26 protein-coding genes and 5 tRNA genes are annotated in these 24022 nt (G+C 35.0%); 23 read left to right on the top strand and 8 right to left on the bottom strand.

Annotated elements, in window-relative coordinates:
* Position 1: 1 nt before the first annotated feature.
* The 8 genes from ACJJVT_RS01355 to ACJJVT_RS01390 form a co-directional block, all read right to left on the bottom strand.
* A complete protein-coding gene (locus tag ACJJVT_RS01355) occupies positions 2-637 on the bottom strand; it encodes a phosphoribosylanthranilate isomerase (RefSeq protein ID WP_405395825.1) in 636 nt (211 codons plus the stop codon).
* Positions 637-1485 (bottom strand): indole-3-glycerol phosphate synthase TrpC, encoded by an 849-nt coding sequence (gene trpC, locus ACJJVT_RS01360; protein WP_405395827.1) that lies wholly within the window; start codon positions 1483-1485, stop codon positions 637-639. Before trpC ends, ACJJVT_RS01355 begins: the two co-directional genes overlap by 1 nt.
* A gap of 58 nt (positions 1486-1543) precedes the next feature.
* Positions 1544-2539: an anthranilate phosphoribosyltransferase gene (gene trpD, locus ACJJVT_RS01365; RefSeq protein WP_405395829.1), complete on the bottom strand. Its 996-nt coding sequence runs from the start codon at positions 2537-2539 to the stop codon at positions 1544-1546.
* Between the two features lie 52 nt (positions 2540-2591).
* The gene (locus ACJJVT_RS01370; protein ID WP_405395830.1) at positions 2592-3215 is read right to left on the bottom strand and encodes an anthranilate synthase component II; all 624 of its coding nucleotides are present in this window, start codon (positions 3213-3215) and stop codon (positions 2592-2594) included.
* A 45-nt stretch (positions 3216-3260) separates the two neighbouring features.
* Positions 3261-4658, bottom strand: a complete 1398-nt coding sequence (locus ACJJVT_RS01375; protein WP_405395832.1) for an anthranilate synthase component I family protein — start codon at positions 4656-4658, stop codon at positions 3261-3263.
* Between the two features lie 252 nt (positions 4659-4910).
* The gene (locus ACJJVT_RS01380) at positions 4911-5492 is read right to left on the bottom strand and encodes a YceI family protein (RefSeq protein ID WP_405395835.1); all 582 of its coding nucleotides are present in this window, start codon (positions 5490-5492) and stop codon (positions 4911-4913) included.
* Between the two features lie 29 nt (positions 5493-5521).
* Complete coding sequence (locus tag ACJJVT_RS01385) at positions 5522-6154, bottom strand: NAD(P)H-dependent oxidoreductase (protein ID WP_405395837.1); 633 nt, start codon at positions 6152-6154, stop codon at positions 5522-5524.
* 9 nt (positions 6155-6163) lie between these two features.
* Positions 6164-6610: a MarR family winged helix-turn-helix transcriptional regulator gene (locus tag ACJJVT_RS01390; protein WP_405395839.1), complete on the bottom strand. Its 447-nt coding sequence runs from the start codon at positions 6608-6610 to the stop codon at positions 6164-6166.
* A gap of 139 nt (positions 6611-6749) precedes the next feature.
* Between ACJJVT_RS01390 and ACJJVT_RS01395 the strand changes: the two genes are divergently transcribed.
* The 23 genes from ACJJVT_RS01395 to rpoB all read left to right on the top strand — a co-directional run bounded on the left by ACJJVT_RS01395 (position 6750) and on the right by rpoB (position 24013).
* On the top strand, positions 6750-7058 hold the full coding sequence (locus ACJJVT_RS01395) for a rhodanese-like domain-containing protein (protein WP_405395840.1): 309 nt from the start codon (positions 6750-6752) through the stop codon (positions 7056-7058).
* 56 nt (positions 7059-7114) lie between these two features.
* Complete coding sequence (locus ACJJVT_RS01400) at positions 7115-8392, top strand: DUF2851 family protein (protein ID WP_405395841.1); 1278 nt, start codon at positions 7115-7117, stop codon at positions 8390-8392.
* An 11-nt stretch (positions 8393-8403) separates the two neighbouring features.
* Positions 8404-8631 (top strand): PspC domain-containing protein, encoded by a 228-nt coding sequence (locus ACJJVT_RS01405; protein WP_073247339.1) that lies wholly within the window; start codon positions 8404-8406, stop codon positions 8629-8631.
* 3 nt (positions 8632-8634) lie between these two features.
* Positions 8635-9642: a potassium channel family protein gene (locus ACJJVT_RS01410; protein ID WP_405395842.1), complete on the top strand. Its 1008-nt coding sequence runs from the start codon at positions 8635-8637 to the stop codon at positions 9640-9642.
* Between the two features lie 89 nt (positions 9643-9731).
* Entirely contained in the window at positions 9732-11420 is a 1689-nt protein-coding gene (locus ACJJVT_RS01415) for an amino acid carrier protein (protein ID WP_405395843.1), read from the top strand.
* Positions 11421-11428: 8 nt separating this feature from the next.
* Positions 11429-12298: a ComEA family DNA-binding protein gene (locus tag ACJJVT_RS01420; protein WP_405395844.1), complete on the top strand. Its 870-nt coding sequence runs from the start codon at positions 11429-11431 to the stop codon at positions 12296-12298.
* A 10-nt stretch (positions 12299-12308) separates the two neighbouring features.
* Positions 12309-13478 (top strand): acyl-CoA dehydrogenase family protein, encoded by a 1170-nt coding sequence (locus ACJJVT_RS01425; RefSeq protein WP_405395845.1) that lies wholly within the window; start codon positions 12309-12311, stop codon positions 13476-13478.
* 100 nt (positions 13479-13578) lie between these two features.
* The gene (gene rpsU, locus ACJJVT_RS01430) at positions 13579-13773 is read left to right on the top strand and encodes a 30S ribosomal protein S21 (protein WP_036155953.1); all 195 of its coding nucleotides are present in this window, start codon (positions 13579-13581) and stop codon (positions 13771-13773) included.
* Positions 13774-13863: 90 nt separating this feature from the next.
* Entirely contained in the window at positions 13864-14754 is an 891-nt protein-coding gene (locus ACJJVT_RS01435) for a tyrosine-type recombinase/integrase (RefSeq protein ID WP_405395846.1), read from the top strand.
* Between the two features lie 47 nt (positions 14755-14801).
* A complete protein-coding gene (hpf, locus tag ACJJVT_RS01440) occupies positions 14802-15104 on the top strand; it encodes a ribosome hibernation-promoting factor, HPF/YfiA family (RefSeq protein WP_405395847.1) in 303 nt (100 codons plus the stop codon).
* A 104-nt stretch (positions 15105-15208) separates the two neighbouring features.
* Positions 15209-15282: transfer RNA gene (locus tag ACJJVT_RS01445), tRNA-Thr, on the top strand.
* A gap of 27 nt (positions 15283-15309) precedes the next feature.
* Positions 15310-15391: transfer RNA gene (locus ACJJVT_RS01450), tRNA-Tyr, on the top strand.
* Positions 15392-15438: 47 nt separating this feature from the next.
* Positions 15439-15511: transfer RNA gene (locus tag ACJJVT_RS01455), tRNA-Gly, on the top strand.
* A gap of 71 nt (positions 15512-15582) precedes the next feature.
* Positions 15583-15654 (top strand) — tRNA-Thr (locus ACJJVT_RS01460).
* A 55-nt stretch (positions 15655-15709) separates the two neighbouring features.
* Positions 15710-16897, top strand: a complete 1188-nt coding sequence (gene tuf / locus ACJJVT_RS01465) for an elongation factor Tu (RefSeq protein ID WP_299801151.1) — start codon at positions 15710-15712, stop codon at positions 16895-16897.
* Positions 16898-16997: 100 nt separating this feature from the next.
* Positions 16998-17073, top strand: a tRNA-Trp gene (locus tag ACJJVT_RS01470).
* A 55-nt stretch (positions 17074-17128) separates the two neighbouring features.
* Complete coding sequence (gene secE / locus ACJJVT_RS01475) at positions 17129-17317, top strand: preprotein translocase subunit SecE (RefSeq protein WP_036155945.1); 189 nt, start codon at positions 17129-17131, stop codon at positions 17315-17317.
* An 8-nt stretch (positions 17318-17325) separates the two neighbouring features.
* On the top strand, positions 17326-17877 hold the full coding sequence (gene nusG / locus ACJJVT_RS01480) for a transcription termination/antitermination protein NusG (protein WP_073247351.1): 552 nt from the start codon (positions 17326-17328) through the stop codon (positions 17875-17877).
* Positions 17878-17955: 78 nt separating this feature from the next.
* Entirely contained in the window at positions 17956-18393 is a 438-nt protein-coding gene (gene rplK / locus ACJJVT_RS01485; protein ID WP_027067854.1) for a 50S ribosomal protein L11, read from the top strand.
* 18 nt (positions 18394-18411) lie between these two features.
* The gene (rplA, locus tag ACJJVT_RS01490; protein ID WP_303600442.1) at positions 18412-19101 is read left to right on the top strand and encodes a 50S ribosomal protein L1; all 690 of its coding nucleotides are present in this window, start codon (positions 18412-18414) and stop codon (positions 19099-19101) included.
* Positions 19102-19126: 25 nt separating this feature from the next.
* Positions 19127-19642, top strand: coding sequence for a 50S ribosomal protein L10 (gene rplJ / locus ACJJVT_RS01495; protein ID WP_073247354.1), 516 nt, complete (start codon positions 19127-19129; stop codon positions 19640-19642).
* A gap of 51 nt (positions 19643-19693) precedes the next feature.
* A complete protein-coding gene (rplL, locus tag ACJJVT_RS01500; RefSeq protein WP_036155937.1) occupies positions 19694-20071 on the top strand; it encodes a 50S ribosomal protein L7/L12 in 378 nt (125 codons plus the stop codon).
* Positions 20072-20203: 132 nt separating this feature from the next.
* Complete coding sequence (gene rpoB, locus ACJJVT_RS01505) at positions 20204-24013, top strand: DNA-directed RNA polymerase subunit beta (RefSeq protein WP_073247359.1); 3810 nt, start codon at positions 20204-20206, stop codon at positions 24011-24013.
* The last annotated feature ends 9 nt before the right edge of the window (positions 24014-24022 follow it).

Raw genomic sequence — 24022 nt, forward strand, 5'->3', positions numbered from 1 at the left:
TTTACTTTATACTTAATACTTTTTTAAACTCACTTAATTCTTCAATATTTTTTAAACCTGGTTCTATTTCAAAGCTGCTATTTACATCAATGGCAAAGCAGTATTTAGACTCAGGTGTTTTCATAAACTCATTAATCTTATCCAGATTATTTAGACCAATACCTCCACTTAAAAAATAAGGTTTGGTAGAGGGGTAATTTTTTAAAACAGACCAGTCGAATGTATATCCATTACCACCAGGTAATTTTCCTTTAGTATCAAAAAGGTAATAGTCGCACACATTTTCATACGGCGTCAAAACATCAAAGTCGAATTCCTCTTTAATGGAGAATACTTTTATAATGTCGACTTTATGATTCAATTTCTTTAATTCAGCTGCAATTTTAGTACAATAATCTGGAGTTTCATGCCCGTGCAATTGCAGTCCTTGTAATTGATATTTCTGAACTGTATTAATGATATAATCTAACTCTGCATCAACAAAAACGCCCACTTTATTAATCGTATGCGGAAGTTCGGGGATCTCACCTTCAAAAAATCTAGAAGAGGGTTCCCAGAAAATAAAGCCCAAATAGTCTGGTCGCAATTGCGCAACTTTAGTCGTATTCAGTTTCATTCCACAAATTTTCAGTTTCATTAGTTTTTCAAGCTTTTGATGAATTGAATGGCACTTTTCCCAGGGTTATCTGTCTTCATAAAATTCTCACCAATTAAAAAACCTTCATAACCATAAGGTTTTAATTCTTTGATGGCATCAATAGAACTAATTCCGCTTTCAGAGACTTTTACAAAATCATCTGGTATCAATTTTGATAAAGATTTACTAGTATCTAAACTAACTTCAAAAGTCTTTAGATTTCTATTGTTTACACCTAGCATATCTAGACTGGGCATAATAGATTTATGAAGTTCTTCTTCGTTATGGACTTCTAACAAAACATCTAAACCTAAGCTTTTAGCCAGTTCAGAATAGGTCTTAATTTCTTGCTTTGTTAGAATTGCTGCGATAAGTAAAATAACATCTGCACCATATGCTTTGGCTTCGATTATTTGATATTCGCTAATGATAAATTCTTTACGTAGTAATGGAAGATTAACCGATGCGCGTGCTAAAATTAAATCTTCGATAGCACCACCAAAATATTTAATATCTGTAAGTACGCTCATTCCGCAAACTCCAGCATTCTCATAACCTTTGGCAACTTGACCAATATTAGCATTTTGATTAATACTTTCTTTGGACGGAGACCTACGTTTAAATTCAGTTATAATACCCGTATCACTATTTTTAAGTGCTTGAGTTAAAGAGTTGGTTTTTCTCTCGAAAAGTACAGAAGTCTCATATTGAGAAACCGGAATAATCGATTTTTTCAATTCAACTTCTTTGCGTTTATCGGCTACTATTTTATCTAGAATATTAGCCCCACCTGACCTCCCTAAAGGGGAGGAACTTGATTTTGCTTTATTTATTTTTTCAGAACTCATTTTTGTCCTTTTTAGTTTTTTTAATATTCCCCCTTTGGGGGCTAGGGGGCACTTATTTTTAATTTTTACTCAACTCTTGTATCTTCTTCAAAGCAGCTAACCCGTGTCCGCCTAACAAAGACTCCTTGGCTTTTTCAAAACCTTCTAAAGGTGTTAGGTTATTTACTGTCGCAATTGCAATACCAGCATTAGCACACACAACATTGTTTTGTGGCTCGGTACCTCTGCCTTGTAAAACATTAAGGAAAATTTGGGCAGAAGTATCAATAGAATCTCCACCTACAATATCACTTTGCTTAATTTGTTTCACACCAAAATCAGATGGTTTTAGCATGCTTTCAGTATAGTTAGAAATAGTTTTAGTGCTTCCGGTTAAAGAAATTTCATCATAACCATCTAAAGCATGTAGAACAGTAAAATTCTTATCGGTTTTCTGATAGAGGTATCCGTACATACGGGCAAGCTCTAAGTTGAAAACACCAACCATTTGATTCTTAGGAAAAGCAGGATTCACCATAGGGCCTAACATGTTAAAGAACGTTTTTACCCCTAAATCTTTACGAATAGGAGCCACATTTTTCATGGCTGGGTGAAATAGGGGAGCGTGCAATACACAAATACCTGCTTCATCGATACATTTTTCTAGGAAGCCAGCGTCGTTACTGAATTTTATCCCTAGAAATTCCATCACATTACTACTACCACATTTAGAAGATACTCCGTAATTACCATGCTTAGTAACTTTTACTCCTGCACCTGCTGTAACAAAAGAGGCAAGAGTAGAAATATTAAAAGTATCTTTTCCATCACCACCAGTACCGCAAAGATCAATAGGGTTATAGGCAGATAAATCTACTGCCAAACATAAATCTAACAATGCATCTCTAAATCCTTCAAGTTCTTCAATAGTAATACTACGCATCATATATACTGTTAAAAAAGCAGCAATCTGACTTGTGTTGTAATCACCTTTCGCAATATTTACCAAAATGCGTTTCGCATCTTCTTTGGAAAGTATTTCGTGATTTATAAGTTTATTAAGTGTCTCTTTCATTCTCTTAGTTGTATTAAGTAAAATCTTAATGCTTATTATATGGTAATTAAGCTTAAGCCTTCAACCAATTTTCTAACATCTTTTTTCCTTCTGGAGTAAGCACGGATTCTGGGTGAAATTGTACCGCGCGAACATCATAAGTTTTATGACGTAGCGACATGATTTGTCCGTTTTCATCTAAAGAAGTAGCTTCTAAAACTTCTGGCAAATCAGGATTTACCACCCAAGAATGGTATCTACCTACTTCAATCTCTTGAGGTATGCCTTCAAAAATCACATCCTTCTTTATGATTTTTATTTTAGTGGCAATACCGTGATACACTTCATCTAAATTAATTAGCGAGCCACCAAAAACTTCAGCAATAGCCTGTTGCCCCAAACAAACACCAAATATACTTTTGGTAGGTGCGTATTTTTCGATTATTTGTTTTAATAATCCCGCTTCATCAGGAATACCAGGACCTGGAGAAAGTACAATTTTATCAAAAGCATCAACCTCTTCTAGCGAAAGTTGGTCATTACGTTTTACAATAACCTCACAACCTAATTCCTCTAAATAATGCACTAGGTTATAAGTGAAACTATCGTAATTATCTATAACTAAAACGGTAGCCCCACCTAGCCTCCCCAAAGGGGAGGAATTTTGTTGCTCTTCAATTTTTATATTTTTACTCATAATATCATTTTAAAGCCCCTCCTTTGGAGGGGTTGGGGAGGCTTTTTATATTTCTTCAGCTATTTCTAATGCCTTGGTCAAAGCCCCTAGTTTGTTATATGTTTCTTGTAGTTCGCTTTCTGGGTTTGATGCAGCTACCAATCCGGCGCCAGCCTGATAATGTAGTTTATGATTTTTACTTAAAAATGTTCTGATCATGATGGCATGGTTGAAGTTTCCTGAGAAATCCATGAAACCTATAGCGCCACCATAATACCCACGACTCGTTTTTTCATATTTTTCAATAAGTTGCATTGCCATATGTTTTGGCGCGCCACTTAATGTACCGGCAGGAAAAGTATCAGCTACTACTTTCATGGTAGGTATATCGCTTTTCTTCATTCCGGTAACCTTTGAAACTAAGTGAATTACATGAGAGAAAAACTGTACTTCTCTATAGTTTTCTACCTGTACTACGCTACCATTTCTACTAAGGTCGTTACGTGCAAGATCGACTAACATTACATGCTCACTATTTTCTTTATCGTCTGTCTTTAACTCTTTAGCAAGTTGTGCATCTTGTTCATCGTTTCCGGTTCTTTTAAAAGTACCAGCAATGGGGTGAATTTCTGCTTTACCATCGCTAACAATCAGTTGTGCTTCTGGTGAACTACCAAATATCTTAAAATCTCCATAATCGAAATAGAACAAATATGGTGAAGGATTTACAGAACGTAACGCTCTATAAACATTAAACTCATCACCTTTAAAACCTTGAGAAAAACGACGGCTCAATACCAACTGAAAAACATCGCCACGTTGACAGTGCTTTTTTGCTAAATCTACATGTTCTCTATATTCTGCATCTTCTAGGTTAGATTCTCTATCACCTTCTATTTTAAAATTATATGTAGCAAAATTTCTAATACTTAAAAGCTGTTCCAATTCTGGAATATTATTCTCTGTGTTATAACAGTGCGCAAATAAGTAGGCTTCATTCTTATAATGATTTATAGCAATGATATTTTGATACACGGCATAGTAAATATCTGGTATATGAATCGAGTCATCTTTAACCGATATATCTACATCTTCAAAATACCGAACGGCATCGTAAGCCATATAACCGAACAGACCATTATTTATAAATTTAAAGTCGTTAGTATCTGCCTTGAACGTTTTGCTAAACGTATCAATAATTTCAACAACATTAGTATCTTCCGTAATTTGAGTCTCTTCAACAGCACCATCGGGAAACTGCTTCGTAATAATTTCATTCTCCACTTTAATAGATGCAATTGGGTTGCAGCAGATGTACGAAAAGCTATTGTTATTCGCGTGATAGTCACTACTCTCTAATAAAATACTATTAGGAAAGCGGTCTCTTATTTTCAAATAAACGCTTACCGGCGTCATGGTATCGGCAAGAATTTTTTTATGATATGTCTTAAATTGATAGGTCATAGGTACTTTTATAAAATAAAGAAGGCTTGTCGTGATGACAAGCCTTTATATAGTTTTACTACAATGATGCTTTGCTCACGATGTTTTTCGTAAGTTGTTCCACCACCAAGTATTTGCGATTAAATTTTTCATTGAGCATCAAATATAAAAAGGAAATTTAAACTATCAAACTTTACCTAGTCAAAAATAAAAATCCCTTTGAAATTTATCAAAGGGATTTTAAATTGTTGTAATTCGATTGTTTTAAAACGATTATAGTGCTAAGTCTACTACCAAATCAAAATCATCATAGATTGCCTTATCGCCAAGGTTGTCAAAAAAGCTTCCTGAACCATATTTAATATCAAATTTAGTTCTATCAACTTTTACAGTAGCAGTAGCTTTATTTTCAAACATAGAAACTACTAAGGTTACTGGCTTGGTGATACCTTTAATAGTTAAATCTCCGGTAACAGTGTATGAGTTGTCGTTCATAGCTTTAACAGAGGTGAAAACCAATTTAGAAGTTGGGTTGCTTTCAACGCCAAAGAAATCAGCAGACTGTAAGTGACCTTCTAATTTTTCTTTTCCTTGTCCTGCTTCTAAATCACTAACGGTAATTGAAGTCATGTCAACAACAAATTCACCGCCAGTTAATTTTTTTCCACTCATTTCTAAATGTCCAGATTTTAGGTTGATGCTACCATTGTGTGCTCCGGTAACTTTGTAACCTTTCCAAGTAACGGTACTCTCGCTTACGTTAATTTCTTTTTTCTCTCCGTCAATTGGAGTAGAGGCTGTAGCGCTAAATCCGAAAACGGCTACAAATGCTAAACTTAATAATGATTTTTTCATGTTTCTAATTTTAAATGATTGTGTTTAATTTATATATGTGTAATAATTTGTTCTTTAGAATATCGAACCTTAGCGTGATTTTGGGTGTCATCTTCAGCGGATCTATAGCCAACAGCTAAAACTACTGCCGCATTTAAGCCTTTGTCGGTAAGACCTAAAATTTCATTGTACTGTGCTTTGTCGAAACCTTCCATTGGGCAGGTGTCGATTTCCATTTCGGCGGCTATAGTCATTAAATTACCTAATACGATATAAGCTTGGTTAGATGTCCAAGTGTTCTTGTAAGCATCAGGTAGATCTAACAGCGTAGATTTCATAGTTTGCGAAAACCCTTCAAGATCTTCTTTAGATAGTCCTCTAATTTTCATGATGTTATTAATGTAATCATCAATCATAGTATCACCAAAAGTAGGCTTATTGGCTAAAACAATAACATATGATGCATCTGTTATTTGAGATTGGTCATATGAGGCAGCTCTTAACTTTGTTCTGGTATCTGCATCTTCAATTACATAAATTTCATAAGGCTGTAAACCGTAAGAAGAAGCTGTTAGTCTTGCAGCGTCTAATAAGGTTTCTAAATTCTCTTTACTCACTTTTTTAGAGCTATCGAATTTTTTTGTGGCATAACGCCAGTTTAATTTTTCTAATATTGAATTCATTGGTAAAACTTAAAATTTATTTAATAGTTCATTGAGTTCATGTAATTCGGCTTCGGCAAAGTTTTTAAGTATGCTCTTCTCTGCTTCAAAAAGTATTCCATCAATTTCAGTTAGTATATTTAAACCACCTTCGGTGATTACTATTTCAACCTTTCTTCTGTTTTTTAAGCAAACAGTTCTATTGACAAAACCCTTTAAAATTAATTTATCGACCAAACGAGTAGTGTTACTCATTTTAGTAACCATGCGCTCATTTATAGTAGAAAGATTAGCAAGTTTACCGTTCTGACCTCTTAAAATTCTTAAAACATTAAACTGTTGAATTGAAATGTCAAAAGGTTTAAGTACCGATGCTATTTCTTCGTCAATTTTATTTGCAACCAATGCCATATGTATTAATGTCCGTTTTGGCAACGGCATGCTTTGATTTGTTTTAATAACTTCTTCTACATTCATGTCGATACAATAATTGTATATACAAATGTAGATCTATTTTTATGTTTTCAATGACTGAGTTAATTAAATATTTGTTAAAAACATATAAGAGAATCAGATAAATAAAAATCGATTATTTTTACGGTATATAATTTATACTATGGCAGATTTATCACAACAAGATTGGGAGGCGCAATTAGAAAAAGATTCGAATGCAGTAATTCTCGATGTAAGAACAGAAGAAGAAGTAGAAGAAGGTATAATTCCGAATTCTATAAATATTGATATTTATAAAGGTCAAGAGTTTGTTGAAGCACTAGAGAAACTTGACAAGACAAAAAATTATTATGTGTATTGCAGGTCTGGCGCAAGAAGCGGGCAGGCATGTACGATAATGAATAGCTTAGGTTTTGACAATGCATTTAACCTTCAAGGTGGGTTTATGAATTGGGAAGGAGAGACAGCATAATTTTATTTCTTTCAGAAAATAGACCCGCTTAACGGCGGGTTTTTTATTTTTATAAAATGAAGGAAGATTTGCTTCATTTTATTTGGAAGTATAGAAAGTATCCTGTTAATGGACTCATATCTACATCTGGTGAAGCTGTGCGTGTGGTTAAGACAGGTATGCATAATCATTTAAGTGGACCAGATTTCTTCAATGCTCAAATAGCGTTAAATGGGCAATTGTGGGCTGGTAATGTAGAGATTCATATAAAATCTTCAGACTGGTACGCGCATCATCATCAAGATGATACTAATTATGACAATGTAATTTTGCATGTTGTTTGGCAAGATGATATCGCCGTATATAGAAAAGACGGGAGTGAAATACCTACTTTATCTTTAAAAGAATATATACCCTTAGCGTTGCTAAATAATTATCAAAACCTTTTTGATAGTAAGAATTACAAATTCATTAATTGTGAAAACGAGTTTAATAAGGTAGATGAATTTATAAAGAACTATTGGTTGGATCGTTTGTTTGTAGAACGGTTAGAGCAGAAATCTGTCTTTATTAAAGAGTTATTAGATTATACGAATAATGACTGGGAGCAAGTCTTGTTCTTAATGCTTTTAAAAACTTTTGGATCAAAAATAAATAGAGATGCATTTGTTGAAATCGGTAAATCAATTGATTTTTCTATAATTAGAAAATTAAATGATAAGCCACTTCAAATGGAAAGCTTGTTTTTAGGGCAGGCAAATTTACTTAGCGCGGCTATTGAAGGCGATACGTATTATAGTGAGTTAATAAAGGAGTATCAGTTTTTACAACATAAGTTTAATTTGACTCCGGCATACAAGTCTCCAGAGTTTTTTAGGTTGAGACCACCAAATTTCCCTACCATTAGATTAGCTCAATTAAGCGCTATTTATTCTAAAAACAATAATTTATTTCATGTGTTGATAGAAAATGATGCCCCTAATTTTTCTGAAGTTTTAAAATCGGGAACAAGTGACTATTGGGAAACCCATTTTAATTTTGGTAAAATTTCAAAAAAGAGCAAAAAGGGAATATCAAATTCATTTTTAGACCTTTTAATGATAAATACTATAATTCCGTTGAAGTTTGCGTACAGCCGATATAAAGGTGGTTTAGAGAACGAGAAGTTTCTAAAAATGATGTCAGAAATTAAAAAAGAAGAAAACAGTATTATAGCTAACTTTGGTAAATTGGGAACAGCTATTAAAAGTGCAAAAGATTCTCAAACATATCTACAGCTGTATACAAATTATTGCGCAAAAGACAAATGTTTAGATTGTGTTGTAGGAGCTTCTTTAATGAATATAAAAGTCTAATTTTATACCCCATGAACGTATTCTATAAATTACTGCACTATTTTCAAAAGCGAGGGTATGAGGTTTGTGGTAGAATTGCCGAACGATTAGGTATACGTGCTAGAGTAGTAAGAACATCGTTTATTTATCTCACTTTTGTAACTGTAGGCTTCGGGTTCGCGCTTTACTTATTTTTGGCTTTCTGGCTAAGAATAAAAGATTTGATTTATACGAAACGAAATTCTGTTTTTGATTTGTAATATATGATGCAATTATTTCGGTCTAAAATTTATTTGGCATTGGCGTTAATGCTAATGGTTTTGACTTTTGGTGTGCTCGGTTATAGAATTGTTGCCGACTATTCTTGGGTCGATGCTTTTTATATGACCATAATTACCGTAACCACTGTAGGTTTTTCAGAGGTTAGGCCAATGGGACCTGAAGGTAAGATATTTACAATAATTCTTATTGTTACAAGTGTCTTTATAGTTGGTTTCGCTATATCAATCGTTACCGAATACCTACTCTCAAGAAATTCAGTAGAACTGCTAAAAAAGAAAAAAATGAAGAATGCCATCGCAAATTTAAATCAGCATGTAATCGTTTGTGGCTTTGGTCGAAATGGTATGCAGGCAGCAGAGCGGCTAAAAGCATATAAAAGACCATTTGTGGTTATAGAAAAAGATAAGGAGGTAATAGAGCGATATGAAGACGATGTTTTATTTATAGAAGGTGATGCAAATGATGATGATGTGTTATTGGAAGCTGGTATTGAGAGGTCTAAGTATTTAATCGCCACCTTGCCAGATGATGCTGCAAATTTGTTTGTCGTTTTGTCTGCTAGACAAATGAAAAAAAATCTTTTTATCATTAGTAGGGCGTCATTAGTCAATTCTCAGAAAAAATTAATCTTGGCAGGTGCGAATAAAGTTATTATGCCAGATAAAATTGGAGGTGATCATATGGCATCTTTGGTAGTTATGCCAGACCTTATCACATTTATGGATAAGCTTTCTATGGAGGGGGAGCATACGACCAATTTAGAAGAAGTGGCTATTGAAGATTTTGCCAATCAGATAGACTGTAATTCGTTGAGAGATTTAGATTTACGAAGAAAAACAGGGTGTACGATTATAGGTTATATTTCCCCTGATGGTGACTATACCATAAACCCAGAAGCAGATATGAAACTACAGCCTAAAAGTAAGGTCATAGTATTAGGCAGACCTGAACAAATAAAGAAATTGAACGAAATGTTCAATATCGAATAATGATCTTTCTGTCGTTTATATTTGATTGCATCCATTATTTTTAGGATATTGCTAGACTAACTAACTAATTCAAAATAAATTTTAAACTTATGAAGTATAAACTTCTAACCCTGTTTACCTTTTTATTTCCCTTTTTAATTTTTTCTCAAGAAGTAGGATTAGATCAACAAATAGATCAAGCCTTCAAGCCTATTTCAGATTTCTTCTCAGCAGTTATTTTCTTCAATGTTTGGCACGATCCAGATATACCGTTTGTATTGGTGTTATTAGTAGGTAGTGCTTTATTTTTCACTATATATTTTGGTTTTCCTAATATTAGGTTTTTTGGTAAAGCCATTAATACTGTTCGAGGTAAATATGAGGATATTGAAAAACATGGAGCACAAAATTTGTACGGTGAAGATGGTATAGCTCAAGGTCAAGATTTATCAAATGTTGATATTGAAGACCATCTTGTAAGCATGGAAAATGACCTTGCGGTAAGTGGTGATATCATTGATACTATTAGAGATGAAAGTTCAGATGGTGAGGTAAGTCACTTTCAGGCGTTGGCAACAGCGGTTTCGGGTACGGTAGGTAATGGTAACATAGCAGGTGTTGCATTGGCAATTGCACTTGGTGGACCAGGAGCTACTTTTTGGATGATTGTTTGTGGTCTTCTTGGTATGTCAACAAAATTTGTTGAATGTACCTTAGGGGTTCAGTATAGAGATGTAGGTGAAGATGGTACTGTTTATGGCGGTCCTATGTACTACATAAGTAAAGGTCTTAAAGAAAGAGGTTTTAAAACCCTAGGTAAAGTTGCAGCTGTAATTTTTGCGATTTTTTGTATTGGAGGTTCTTTTGGCGGTGGTAACGCAGCTCAGTCTAACCAAGCGACAATTGTTATAAAAGAACTTTTTAACTGGCAAAGTACTGCAGCCGGCGCAATAGTAGGTCTTGTGTTGGCTATTCTTGTTGGTGTAATTATTATTGGAGGTATAAAGCGTATTGCTCAAGTAACTGAAAAAGTGGTTCCATTTATGGCGATAATGTATGTTGTTGCTTGTTTATATATTATTTTAAGTAACTATACATTGGTTGATGACGCTATAGCCTTAATTGTAGATGAAGCATTTAAGCCAACTGCAATAGGGGTAGGTAGTCTTATTGGTGTATTGTTGGTAGGTTTTAAGAGAGCGGCATTTTCAAATGAAGCTGGTGCAGGTTCTGCTTCAATTGCGCACTCTGCCGTAAGAACCAAGTATTCTGCTTCTGAAGGTTTGGTAGCATTATTAGAGCCGTTTATTGATACAGTAGTTATCTGTTCAATGACAGCAATAGTTATTATAATCTTTAATTTTGGTGGCGCATTCACTTATGGTGGTGATGGTTCTGGTTCTGTGTTAATTGATGGTGTGCCTTACGAAGGTGCAGGTATTACTGCTGTAGCTTTTGCTGAATATATTCCTTATTCAAATGTATTTTTAACTATCGCTGTTGTGTTATTTGCAGTGTCTACAATGATATCTTGGTCTTATTATGGCTTACAGTCTTGGAAATATTTATTCGGAAGAGGTAAAACTGCTGATATCGTTTATAAGTTGTTGTTTCTTACGTTTATTGTTATTGGAGCAGCCGCAAGTATGAAATCTATTTGGGATTTCTCAGATGCAATGATATTTGCAATGGTATTCCCTAATATGGTAGGTCTGTTCTTCTTGTTCCCAGTTGTGAAAAAGCAATTGACTAGATACTTAGATGCTATCAAACTAAAATATGATGCTATAGATAATTAAGTTTTAATATGACTTCATTTAAATCCCACTTCAAGTTCAATAAACAAGAACGAAGTGGGATTTTCTTTTTATTATTTTTTATAATTAGTGTTCAGTTGGGGTATTATCTGTATCAATCTAATACAGAAAATCAATCTTCACCATTAAAGCATGATGCGGTTGTACAAGCTGAAATAGATTCCTTAAAAGCTATTGGTCTTAAAAAGGATACAATTCGTGTGTATCCATTTAATCCGAATTTCATTACCGATTTTAAGGGCTATACACTTGGTATGTCGGTTGAAGAAATAGATAGATTACATGACTTTAGAAAGAAAGATGAGTTTGTTAATTCTGCACTAGAATTTCAAAATGTCACAAAAGTTTCCGACTCGTTACTTAACACAATCTCTCCATATTTTAAGTTTCCAGAGTGGACTCAAAATAGAAAAAGTAAAACTTCCAACGCATCAACCTCTAGTTCTAAGGCTAAGAAAGTTATTTGGAAAGATTTGAATACAGCCACGGCAGAAGATTTAAAAAATATTAGTGGAATAGGGGAGAAGTTATCAGCTAGAATAATAAAATTTAGAGACCGCTTGGGTGGTTTTTTAATTGATGACCAATTATATGATGTTTATGGTCTTGAGGCAGATGTCGTTGAAAGAGCTTTAAAGCAGTTTAAAGTGATAACGAAGCCAGATATTGCAAAAATAAATGTAAATACCGCAACGGCAGAAGAATTGTCTAAATTGATATATCTGCAAAAACACGTCGCTGAGAGCATAGTAAATTATCGTAATCTCAACGGAAGTATCAATTCTTTGAACGAATTAGTAAAAATTGAGGAATTTCCGGCAGAGCGTATTAATAGAATTGCTTTATATTTGTCATTATAAAAAAAACGCTATGCAAAGTATGTACTTCACAGAAGAACATCAATTATTTAGGAACAGCCTAAAAGATTTTTTACAGAAAGAAGTAGTTCCCCATATAGATAAATGGGAAGAAACCGGAACAATAGAAAGGTTCATTTGGAAGAAATTCGGTGATATGGGTTATTTCGGTCTTTTAACTCCTGAAGAAGATGGTGGTCTTGGTCTTGATCTTTTTTATACTATTATTTTTTTAGAAGAATTACAAAAGATAAATTCTGGCGGTTTTGCAGCTGCAATGTGGGCTCATGCATATTTGGCAATGACACATTTAAATAAAGAAGCGGGGTCTTTCTTAAAGGAGAAGTACTTACGGCCTAGTGTAGACGGTGATAAAATTGGTTGTCTTTGTATATCAGAACCTTTTGGAGGTAGCGATGTTGCTGCGATGAGAACCACTGCTGTAAAGCAAGGTGATCATTATGTGTTAAACGGTTCAAAAACATTTATTACTAACGGTGTTTATGCTGATTATATGATTGTAGCGGCAAAGACAAGTCCGGAATTAGGTAATAAGGGCATCAGTATTTTCGCGGTAGATAGAAATAGTGCAGGGGTGACTGCAAATAAATTGAATAAACTAGGTTGGAGAGCATCAGATACTGCTGAGTTGGCATTTGATAATGTGAAAATTCCTGCAGAGAATCTAATGGGTGATGAAAACATGGGCTTTTCTTATATAATGGAGCATTTTTCATTAGAACGATTGATAATGGGTGTTAATGCCCATGCAAGGTCAGAACATGTTTTAGACTATGCTTTAAATTATATGTCAGAAAGAGAGGCTTTTGGTAAGTCTATCAATCAATTTCAAGCATTAAGGCACAGAGTCGTAGATCTTCACGCAGATATAGACATGTGTAAAGAATATAATTACTCTGTAGCTTATCGTTTAGATAAGGGGCAGTATGTGGTTAAAGAGGCGACGATATCTAAATTGAAATCTACCAAGGTTGCAGACGAGGTTGCTTACGAATGTTTGCAGTTTTTAGGTGGCTACGGTTATATTGAAGATTACCCGATGGCACGTAACTTTAGAGATAGCAGATTAGGACCTATTGGTGGTGGAACATCAGAAATATTAAGAGAAATAATTTCTAAAATTATTATTGATAAGAAAGAATATAAGCCGGCTACAGTGTAGCTGGCTAAATTAAAATTTTAAAAATCAGTTTAAAGGTTGCCTGTTTCAATATAGTTCTTATATTTGCAGCCTTAATCACAAAAGAGAGGAGGTTTAGCCCATGTTAATAATACCAGTAAAAGAAGGAGAAAACATCGATAGAGCTTTAAAGCGTTTCAAACGTAAGTTCGATAAGACAGGTACAATGAGACAGTTACGTAAGCGTCAACAGTTCAATAAGCCGTCGGTTGTTCGAAGAGCACAGATACAAAAAGCAGAATATATTCAAGGTCTTAGAGATCAAGAAGAAGTTTAGACTTTTTAATAGAGAATAGAAAATCCCGCAATTTGCGGGATTTTTTTTGCTCAAATCTCAACAGACCTAAAACTTTGATACCTTTAGAATATGTTTTTAACAGAGTTTGTTTCTTATTTAGCTTTAGAGAAAAATTATTCTACGCATACTATAAAGGCGTACGAGAATGATATTCTTGAATTTAGTGGTTTCTGCTTATCTAATTATGAAATCGGTGATATTGATATTGTAGAATATAACATTGTTCGATTTTGGATTGTTGATTTATCAGAAAGAAAAATCAATAATAGATCTATTAATAGAAAAATATCTTCGTTAAAAGCTTATTTCAAATTTCTGCAAAAAATTGAGATAACTGACGTTAATCCGTTGAGTAAGCATAGGGCATTGAAGACTGCGAAGAAAGTTGAAATACCTTTTTCTGAAGTAGAGATGGAAAATGTGCTATCGCAAATAGAATATACAGAAGATTTTGAGGGTGTAAGAGATGAGTTGTTAATACATGTTCTTTATGTTACGGGTATGCGCAGGGCAGAGGTTATTGCTTTGAAATTGACAGATGTAGATTTTGAAACAATGACAATAAAAGTCTTGGGTAAGCGCAATAAAGAAAGGATTATACCTATGCTAGCAGAAACCAGAGAAAAATTTATAGAATATTTGTTAGATCGTAAAAGACTTAATGAGGTGATCGACGATAAATTTATGTTCTTGACGAAATCAGGCAATAAATTGTATGAAACTCTTGTTTATAGATTAATAAAAAAGTACTTTAGAGAGGTGTCCTCAAAGGTGAAGACGAGTCCGCATATTCTTAGGCATACCTTTGCAACGCATCTTTTGAATAAAGGTGCAGATTTAAATGCTGTTAAAGAGTTGTTAGGTCATTCTAGTTTGGCATCTACTCAGGTGTATACACATAACAGTATTGCAGAGTTGAAAAAAGTTCATGCAAAGGCGCACCCTAGGGGCAACAAATAATTATTGTATAATCAGGCTAAATTCTTAAAGCCATAAATTTTCTGACTATGAAAGTAAATACGCAATCGGTAAATTTTAATGCAGATGATAAGTTGATTAATTTCCTTCAAAATAGACTTGATAAGGTGGAAACCTTTTATTCTAAGGTAATTAGCTCAGATGTTTTTATGAAAGTGGAGAATACTAGTGCTAAAGAAAATAAAATAGTTGAAATTAAGATTACGGTTCCTAAAGATAAATTTGTGGTTAAAAAACAATGTAAATCATTTGAAGAGGCTGTAGACTCTGCATGTAGTACGCTGGAACGTAGGCTAATAAAGCAAAAAGAGAAAATAAGATTACAAGCTTGATGAAAATTTTTTAAAATTTGTTTTGAATAAACAAAAAACTAGTATACATTTGCAGTCCGTTAGAAATAGCGGGCTTTTTTATGACAGAAATAGTTGTGAAATAAGCCGATGTAGCTCAGCTGGCTAGAGCAGCTGATTTGTAATCAGCAGGTCGTGGGTTCGAGTCCCTCCATCGGCTCTTAAGTTCTTTAAAATATTAGTTTGAGGGGAGATACTCAAGCGGCCAACGAGGGCAGACTGTAAATCTGCTGACTACGTCTTCGCAGGTTCGAATCCTGCTCTCCCCACAAAACTATTTTTTAAAGAATTTTATTGAAATATTGTAATATTATAAGCGGGAGTAGCTCAGTTGGTAGAGCGTCAGCCTTCCAAGCTGAATGTCGCCGGTTCGAACCCGGTCTCCCGCTCTATAAATTTGACAGTAATGTCATCCCTGCGAAGGCAGGAATCTATCTTTTGGGTGGGTTCAACACTTTACGCCGGTGTAGCTCAGGGGTAGAGCGTTTCCTTGGTAAGGAAGAGGTCACGAGTTCAATTCTCGTCATTGGCTCAATTAAGGTATAAATTTGTACACTAATATAAACTAAGAATAAAATACATTAAACATGGCAAAGGAAACTTTCGATCGTTCCAAACCGCACTTAAATATAGGTACTATTGGACACGTGGATCACGGTAAAACTACATTGACTGCTGCTATTACTACTGTTTTGGCAAATGCAGGTCTTTCTGAATTGAGAAGTTTCGATTCTATCGATAACGCTCCTGAGGAAAAAGAAAGAGGTATTACAATTAACACTTCACACGTAGAGTACTCTACAGCTAATCGTCACTATGCACACGTTGACTGTCCTGGTCACGCGGATTATGTGAAGAACATGGTTACTGGTGCTGCTCAAATGGATGGTGCTATATTAGTTGTTGCTGCTACAGATGGTCCTATGCCACAAACTCGTGAGCATATCTTATTAGGTCGTCAGGTAGGTATTCCAAGAATGGTTGTATTCATGAATAAAGTGGATATGGTTGATGATGAGGAATTAATCGAGCTTGTTGAAATGGAAGTAAGAGAATTACTTTCTTTTTATGAGTATGATGGTGATAATGGACCTGTAATCGCTGGTTCTGCATTAGGTGCATTGAACGGTGAGCAAAAATGGGTTGATACAGTTATGGAATTGATGGCTGCTGTTGATGAGTGGATCGAACTTCCAAAGAGAGATGTTGAAAAAGATTTCTTAATGCCTGTTGAAGATGTATTTACAATTACTGGTCGTGGTACTGTTGCAACTGGTCGTATTGAAACTGGTGTTGCAAATACAGGTGATCCAGTTGAGATTATCGGTATGGGAGCTGAGAAATTGACTTCTACTGTTACTGGTGTTGAAATGTTCCGTAAGATATTAGATAGAGGTGAAGCTGGTGATAACGTAGGTATCTTGTTAAGAGGTGTTGAAAAGTCACAAATTAGCCGTGGAATGGTAATCTGTAAGCCAGGTTCTGTTAAGCCACATGCTAAATTTGAAGCTGAGGTTTATGTATTGAAAAAAGAAGAAGGTGGTCGTCACACACCATTCCATAATAACTATCGTCCACAGTTCTATGTAAGAACTACAGATGTAACTGGTAACATTGCACTTCCTTCAGGAGTTGAAATGGTAATGCCAGGTGATAACCTTACAATTACAGTAGAGCTTATTCAGCCTATTGCTTTGAGTATCGGTCTACGTTTCGCTATCCGTGAAGGTGGTAGAACAGTAGGTGCTGGTCAGGTAACTAAGATTATAGATTAAGTTTTAATCTAAAAGAGTATTGTGTATAAGGGTGTCCTGCTCAAGCGGGACACCTTTACATGCAAATAATAGAATTGGTGATTTAAAAATTACCATTCATACGGGTGTAGCTCAGTTGGTAGAGCACTGGTCTCCAAAACCAGGTGTCGGGAGTTCGAGTCTCTCCTCCCGTGCCACAATAGAATTTGGAATATAGGTATCCTATTTGTTGAAATTGTAAAAAGAATTTAAATGTTCACATATATAAAAGAATCCGTTGAAGAGTTAAGGAATAATGTTACTCTTCCGTCACGTGCAGAATCATCTAACTTGATGGTTATTGTAGCTGTGTTTTCTATCCTTTTTGCTTTGGCAACTTGGGGAGTAGATACGGTCTTTAGTAAAGTGATTAAATCTTATTTCAACTTCGTTTTAAACTAGATAGGACTATGTCAGAAGTATTGGATAAAAAATGGTACGTTGTAAGAGCTGTCAGTGGTCAAGAGAATAAGATCAAAGGATACATTGAAAGTGAAGTAGAGCGTCATGGTTTCTCTGACTATTTAGAAGATGTTCTTGTTCCTACTGAAAAGGTTATTCAGATTAGAAATGGCAAGAAGATAAATAAAGAAAGAGTTTATTTTCCTGGTTATATCATGATCAAAGCCAATTTAGGTGGAGAAATGGTGCATATTATTAGGTCTATAACTAATGTTATAGGTTTTTTAGGGGAAACTAAAGGAGGGGATCCTGTTCCTTTAAGGAAGAATGAAGTAAATAGAATGCTTGGTAAGGTAGATGAGCTAGCTGTTAATACAGATAGTGTTGCTATCCCATTTGTATTTGGTGAGACGGTAAAAGTAATTGATGGTCCTTTTAATGGCTTCAATGGTACTGTTGAGAAGATAAATGAAGAAAAACGTAAGCTTGAGGTAATGGTTAAGATTTTCGGAAGAAAAACACCATTAGAGCTTAGTTACATGCAAGTAGAGAAAGTATAAGTATTAGATTAAGTGTTACATACATATAATTAAAGTAGTGTTGCTTCCGTAAACACACTTTCAATTTAATTTTAAACAATGGCAAAAGAAATAGGTAAAGTAGTTAAACTACAAGTTAAGGGAGGTGCAGCGAATCCATCGCCACCGGTTGGACCTGCCTTAGGAGCTGCTGGTGTTAACATTATGGAATTCTGTAAGCAGTTTAATGCTCGTACACAGGATAAACCAGGTAAGATATTACCAGTTGTTATCACCGTTTACAAGGATAAGTCTTTCGACTTCGTTGTAAAAACTCCACCGGCGGCAATTCAGCTATTGGAAGCGGCTAAGATTAAAAAAGGATCTGGCGAACCTAACAGAGTAAAATTAGGTAGTGTTACCTGGGACCAAATCAAGGCAATCGCCGAAGATAAAATGGTTGACCTTAACGCATTTACAGTAGAATCCGCTATGAGTATGATAGCTGGTACTGCACGTTCTATGGGTATGAAGGTAGCGGGAAAGAAACCTTTTTAAAATCTTAAAAGTAATTAAATGGCAAAGTTAACTAAGAAGCAAAAAGAAGCGCATTCTAAAATAGAGAAAGATAAATTATACTCTGTTACTGAAGCTTCAGCTTTAATTAAAGAGATAACCAATACAAAATTCGACGCATCTGTAGATTTAGCGGTTCGTTTGGGTGTAGATCCAAGAAAAGCTAATCAAATGGTTCGTGGTGTGGTAACATTACCTCACGGAACTGGTAAAGATGTTAAGGTTTTGGCTTTGGTAACACCAGACAAAGAAGCAGAGGCTCAAGAAGCAGGTGCTGATTATGTTGGGTTAGATGAGTATTTGGAGAAAATAAAAGGCGGTTGGACAGATGTTGATGTTATCATCACTATGCCAAGTGTTATGGGTAAATTAGGTCCTTTAGGTCGAGTATTAGGACCAAGAGGTTTAATGCCGAATCCAAAAACAGGAACTGTAACTATGGATGTAGCAAAAGCTGTATCTGAAGTAAAGGCAGGTAAAATAGATTTTAAAGTTGATAAAACTGGTATCGTACATGCTGCGATAGGTAAGGCTTCTTTTTCTGCTGATAAAATAGCGGATAATGCTAATGAGTTGTTAGATACTTTGAATAAGATGAAGCCAACTGCGGCAAAAGGTGTTTATATGAAATCAATTTTCATGTCTAGCACAATGAGCCCTAGTTTGCAATTAGATCCAAAGTCAGTTTAACGGCTGGTAGTTAAAAATTAAAAGTATGACAAGAGAAGAAAAAGCAACGGTTATAAAAGATTTGACTACGCAGTTGGCAGATAGCACCACAATTTATGTGGCTGATATTTCAGGTTTAGACGCAGGTACAACTTCTGATTTAAGAAGAGCTTGTTTCAAAGCTAATATTAGACTAGCTGTAGTTAAGAATACATTGCTTGCAAAAGCGATGGAAGCTTCAGAGAAAGAATTTGGTGAATTACCAGAGACATTAAAAGGGAATACATCTCTTATGTTTTCTGATGTTGCCAATGCCCCTGCAAAATTGATAAAGAATTTTAGAAAAAAATCTAAAAAACCTTTATTGAAGGGAGCTTTTGTAGAAGAAGCAATTTACATAGGTGATGAAAACTTGGATGCTTTAGTTAGCATTAAGTCTAAAGAAGAAATGATTGGCGAAATTATTGGATTGTTACAATCTCCTGCCAAGAATGTTATTTCTGGTCTTAAATCTGGTGGTGGAAAAATCGCTGGAATCCTTAAAACATTATCTGAAAGATAAGTACGCACAATAAACTAAGTATATTTTAAAAATTTTATTAAACGATAGAAAATGGCAGATTTAAAAGATTTCGCAGAACAATTAGTTAACTTAACAGTTAAAGAAGTAAACGAGTTAGCTGATATATTAAAAGATGAATACGGTATTGAGCCTGCAGCAGCAGCAGTAGCGGTAGCTGCCGGTGGTGGTGGTGAAGCTGGTGAAGCAGCAGAAGAAAAAACTGAATTTGATGTAATTTTGAAAGCAGCAGGTGCTTCTAAATTAGCAGTTGTTAAATTGGTTAAAGAATTAACTGGTTTAGGTTTGAAAGATGCGAAAGATATCGTTGATAGCGCACCAAAAGCTGTTAAAGAGGCAGTTACTAAAGATGAGGCTGAAGGTATCAAAAAATCATTGGAAGAAGCTGGAGCAGAAGTTGAGCTTAAATAATAGCAACAACCATATTACTTTTGGTTTAGGTCTTTGCGCTTTTTGCGTTTAGACCTAAGCCATTTTATAGAATTAGGTATATTAAGAGGTATACTACTCATTTAGTACTCACGATCAAAACACTGTCCGTAGATGTTCACAAATAATACTGAAAGAATAAGCTTCGCTTCCGCAAGAAACACACCGGATTACCCGGATTTCTTAGATATTCAGATTAAATCTTTCCAAGACTTTTTTCAACTAGAGACTAAATCAGATGAAAGAGGTAATGAAGGTCTTTATAATACCTTCATGGAAAACTTTCCAATCACTGATACTAGAAATCAGTTTGTATTGGAATTTTTAGATTATTTCATAGATCCACCAAGATATTCTATTCAAGAATGTATCGAACGTGGTCTTACTTACAGCGTTCCTTTAAAAGCACGTTTAAAATTGTATTGTACGGATCCTGAGCATGAGGATTTCGAAACAATTGTACAAGATGTGTATTTAGGTACGATTCCTTACATGACTCCAAGTGGTACTTTCGTTATCAATGGTGCAGAAAGGGTTGTTGTTTCTCAGTTACACCGTTCTCCTGGTGTATTCTTTGGACAGTCTTTCCATGCGAATGGAACAAAATTATATTCTGCAAGAGTAATACCTTTTAAAGGTTCTTGGATAGAATTTGCTACCGATATTAATGGCGTTATGTATGCTTATATCGATAGAAAGAAAAAATTACCGGTTACTACTTTGTTTAGAGCTATTGGCTTTGAGCGTGATAAAGATATATTAGAGATTTTCGACCTATCGGAAGAAGTAAAGGTTTCTAATGCCGGACTTAAAAAAGTACTTGGTCGTAAGTTAGCGGCTAGAGTTTTGAATACATGGCATGAAGATTTCGTTGATGAGGATACTGGTGAAGTAGTATCTATTGAGCGTAATGAAATTGTTCTAGATCGTGATACTATTTTAGAGAAAGAACATATTGCGGAGATTATTGATGCAGATGTAAAGACTGTTCTTTTACATAAAGAAAATAATGCGCAATCTGATTACGCAATTATTCATAATACATTACAAAAAGATCCAACGAACTCTGAAAAAGAAGCCGTTGAACATATCTATCGTCAATTACGTAATGCTGAGCCGCCAGATGAGGAAACAGCACGTGGTATTATTGATAAATTATTCTTTTCTGATCAACGTTACAACTTAGGTGAAGTTGGTCGTTATAGAATGAATAAGAAATTACAGTTGGATATTGGTATGGACAAGCAAGTCTTGACTAAAATTGATATCATTACTATAATAAAATATTTAATTGAGTTAATTAACTCAAAAGCAGAGATTGATGATATTGACCACTTGTCTAACCGTCGTGTTAGAACTGTAGGTGAACAATTATCTTCTCAGTTTGGTGTTGGTCTTGCACGTATGGCAAGAACAATTCGTGAGCGTATGAACGTTCGTGATAACGAAGTATTTACACCTATAGATTTGATTAATGCGAAGACATTGTCTTCTGTTATTAATTCTTTCTTTGGTACGAATCAGTTATCTCAGTTTATGGATCAAACGAATCCACTAGCAGAGATTACGCACAAGAGAAGACTATCGGCATTAGGTCCAGGTGGTTTATCTAGAGAGCGTGCTGGTTTCGAAGTGCGTGATGTTCACTATACACATTACGGTCGTTTATGTCCTATTGAAACTCCAGAAGGTCCGAACATTGGTTTAATATCTTCATTATCTGTGTTTGCGAAAGTAAACCCAATGGGCTTCTTAGAGACACCATATAGAAAAGTTACAGATTCTGTTGTCGATTATAAGAACTTTACTTATTTAAGTGCAGAGGAAGAAGAAGGAATGAAGATTGCGCAAGCGAACATTCCTATGAAAGAAGACGGTACAATTGATGCTGAAAAGGTTATTGCAAGAGAAGAAGGTGATTTCCCTGTTGTGGATCCATCAGAAATTCAATATACCGATGTTGCTCCTAATCAAATTGCATCTATTTCTGCATCTTTAATTCCTTTCTTGGAACATGATGATGCGAACAGGGCTTTGATGGGATCAAACATGATGCGTCAGGCAGTTCCTTTATTGAAACCACAATCACCGATTGTTGGTACAGGTTTAGAGCGTCAAGTTGCTTCAGATTCTAGAGTATTGATTAATGCAGAAGGTGACGGAGTTATAGAGTATGTAGATGCTCAGAAAGTTACTATCAAATATGATAGAACTGATAATGAAAGATTAATCAGCTTTGAAGAAGATAGTAAAACCTATTTCTTAGTTAAGTTTAGAAAAACTAACCAAGGTACGAACATTAACCTAAAACCTATTGTACAAAAAGGTGATAGAGTTAAGAAAGGACAAGTTCTTTGTGAAGGTTATGCAACCGAAAAAGGAGAGTTGGCACTAGGTAGAAACTTAGTAGTAGCTTTTATGCCTTGGAAAGGGTATAACTTTGAGGATGCAATTGTAATTTCTGAAAAAGTTGTTCGTGAAGATATATTTACATCTATACATGTTGATGAATATTCTTTAGATGTTAGAGATACTAAATTAGGAGCTGAAGAGCTTACACATGATATACCAAACGTTTCTGAAGAGGCTACAAAAGACCTTGATGAAAATGGTATGATTAGAATTGGTGCAGAGGTTAAGCCTGGTGATATTCTAATAGGTAAGATTACTCCAAAAGGGGAATCGGATCCAACTCCTGAAGAAAAATTATTACGTGCTATTTTTGGTGACAAAGCTGGTGATGTAAAAGATGCTTCGTTAAAGGCGTCACCTTCTTTAAGAGGTGTTGTTATTGATAAGAAATTATTCTCTAGATCAGTAAAAGATAAGAGAAAACGTTCAGAAGATAAAGAAGAGCTTTCTAAATTAGAATTAGAATACGAAGTAAAATTCCAAGAATTGAAAGATGTTCTTGTTGAGAAATTATTTACGATAGTTAATGGTAAAACTTCTCAAGGTGTTCTTAATGATTTAGGTGAAGAAGTATTGCCTAAGGGTAAGAAGTATACAATGAAGATGTTAAATTCTGTTGATGATTTCGCTCACTTAGTAGGTGGAAGCTGGACTACAGATAACGATACTAATTCATTAGTAGCAGATTTGCTTCATAACTATAAAATTAAACTTAACGATTTACAAGGTAACTTGAGAAGAGATAAGTTTACAATATCTGTTGGTGATGAATTGCCAGCTGGTATTATGAAGTTGGCTAAAGTTTATATTGCTAAGAAGCGTAAGCTGAAAGTTGGTGATAAGATGGCAGGTAGGCACGGTAACAAAGGTATTGTATCTAGAATAGTACGTCATGAAGACATGCCGTTCTTAGAAGATGGAACTCCTGTTGATATCGTTCTTAATCCATTGGGTGTACCTTCTCGTATGAACATTGGTCAAATTTATGAAACCGTATTAGGTTGGGCAGGTCTTAAGCTTGGTAGAAAGTATGCAACGCCAATTTTTGATGGTGCTACGTTAGATCAAATTAATGCTTACACTGACGAAGCGGGTATTCCAAGATTTGGACATACATACTTATATGATGGTGGTACTGGACAACGTTTTGATCAACCTGCAACAGTAGGTGTAATCTATATGTTGAAACTTGGACACATGGTAGATGATAAGATGCATGCACGTTCTATAGGACCATACTCATTAATTACACAACAACCATTGGGTGGTAAAGCTCAATTTGGTGGTCAGCGTTTTGGAGAGATGGAAGTATGGGCACTTGAAGCATATGGTGCGTCGGCAACTTTACGTGAGATTTTAACGGTTAAATCTGATGATGTTATCGGAAGAGCTAAAACCTATGAATCTATCGTTAAAGGTGAAACTATGCCTGAGCCTGGTTTACCAGAATCTTTCAACGTTTTAATGCACGAACTTAAGGGATTAGGTTTGGATATTAGACTTGAGGAATAGTTCAATATT

This window comes from Maribacter sp. Asnod2-G09 (assembly GCF_045063795.1).
In the GTDB taxonomy this organism is placed as follows: Bacteria; Bacteroidota; Bacteroidia; order Flavobacteriales; family Flavobacteriaceae; genus Maribacter.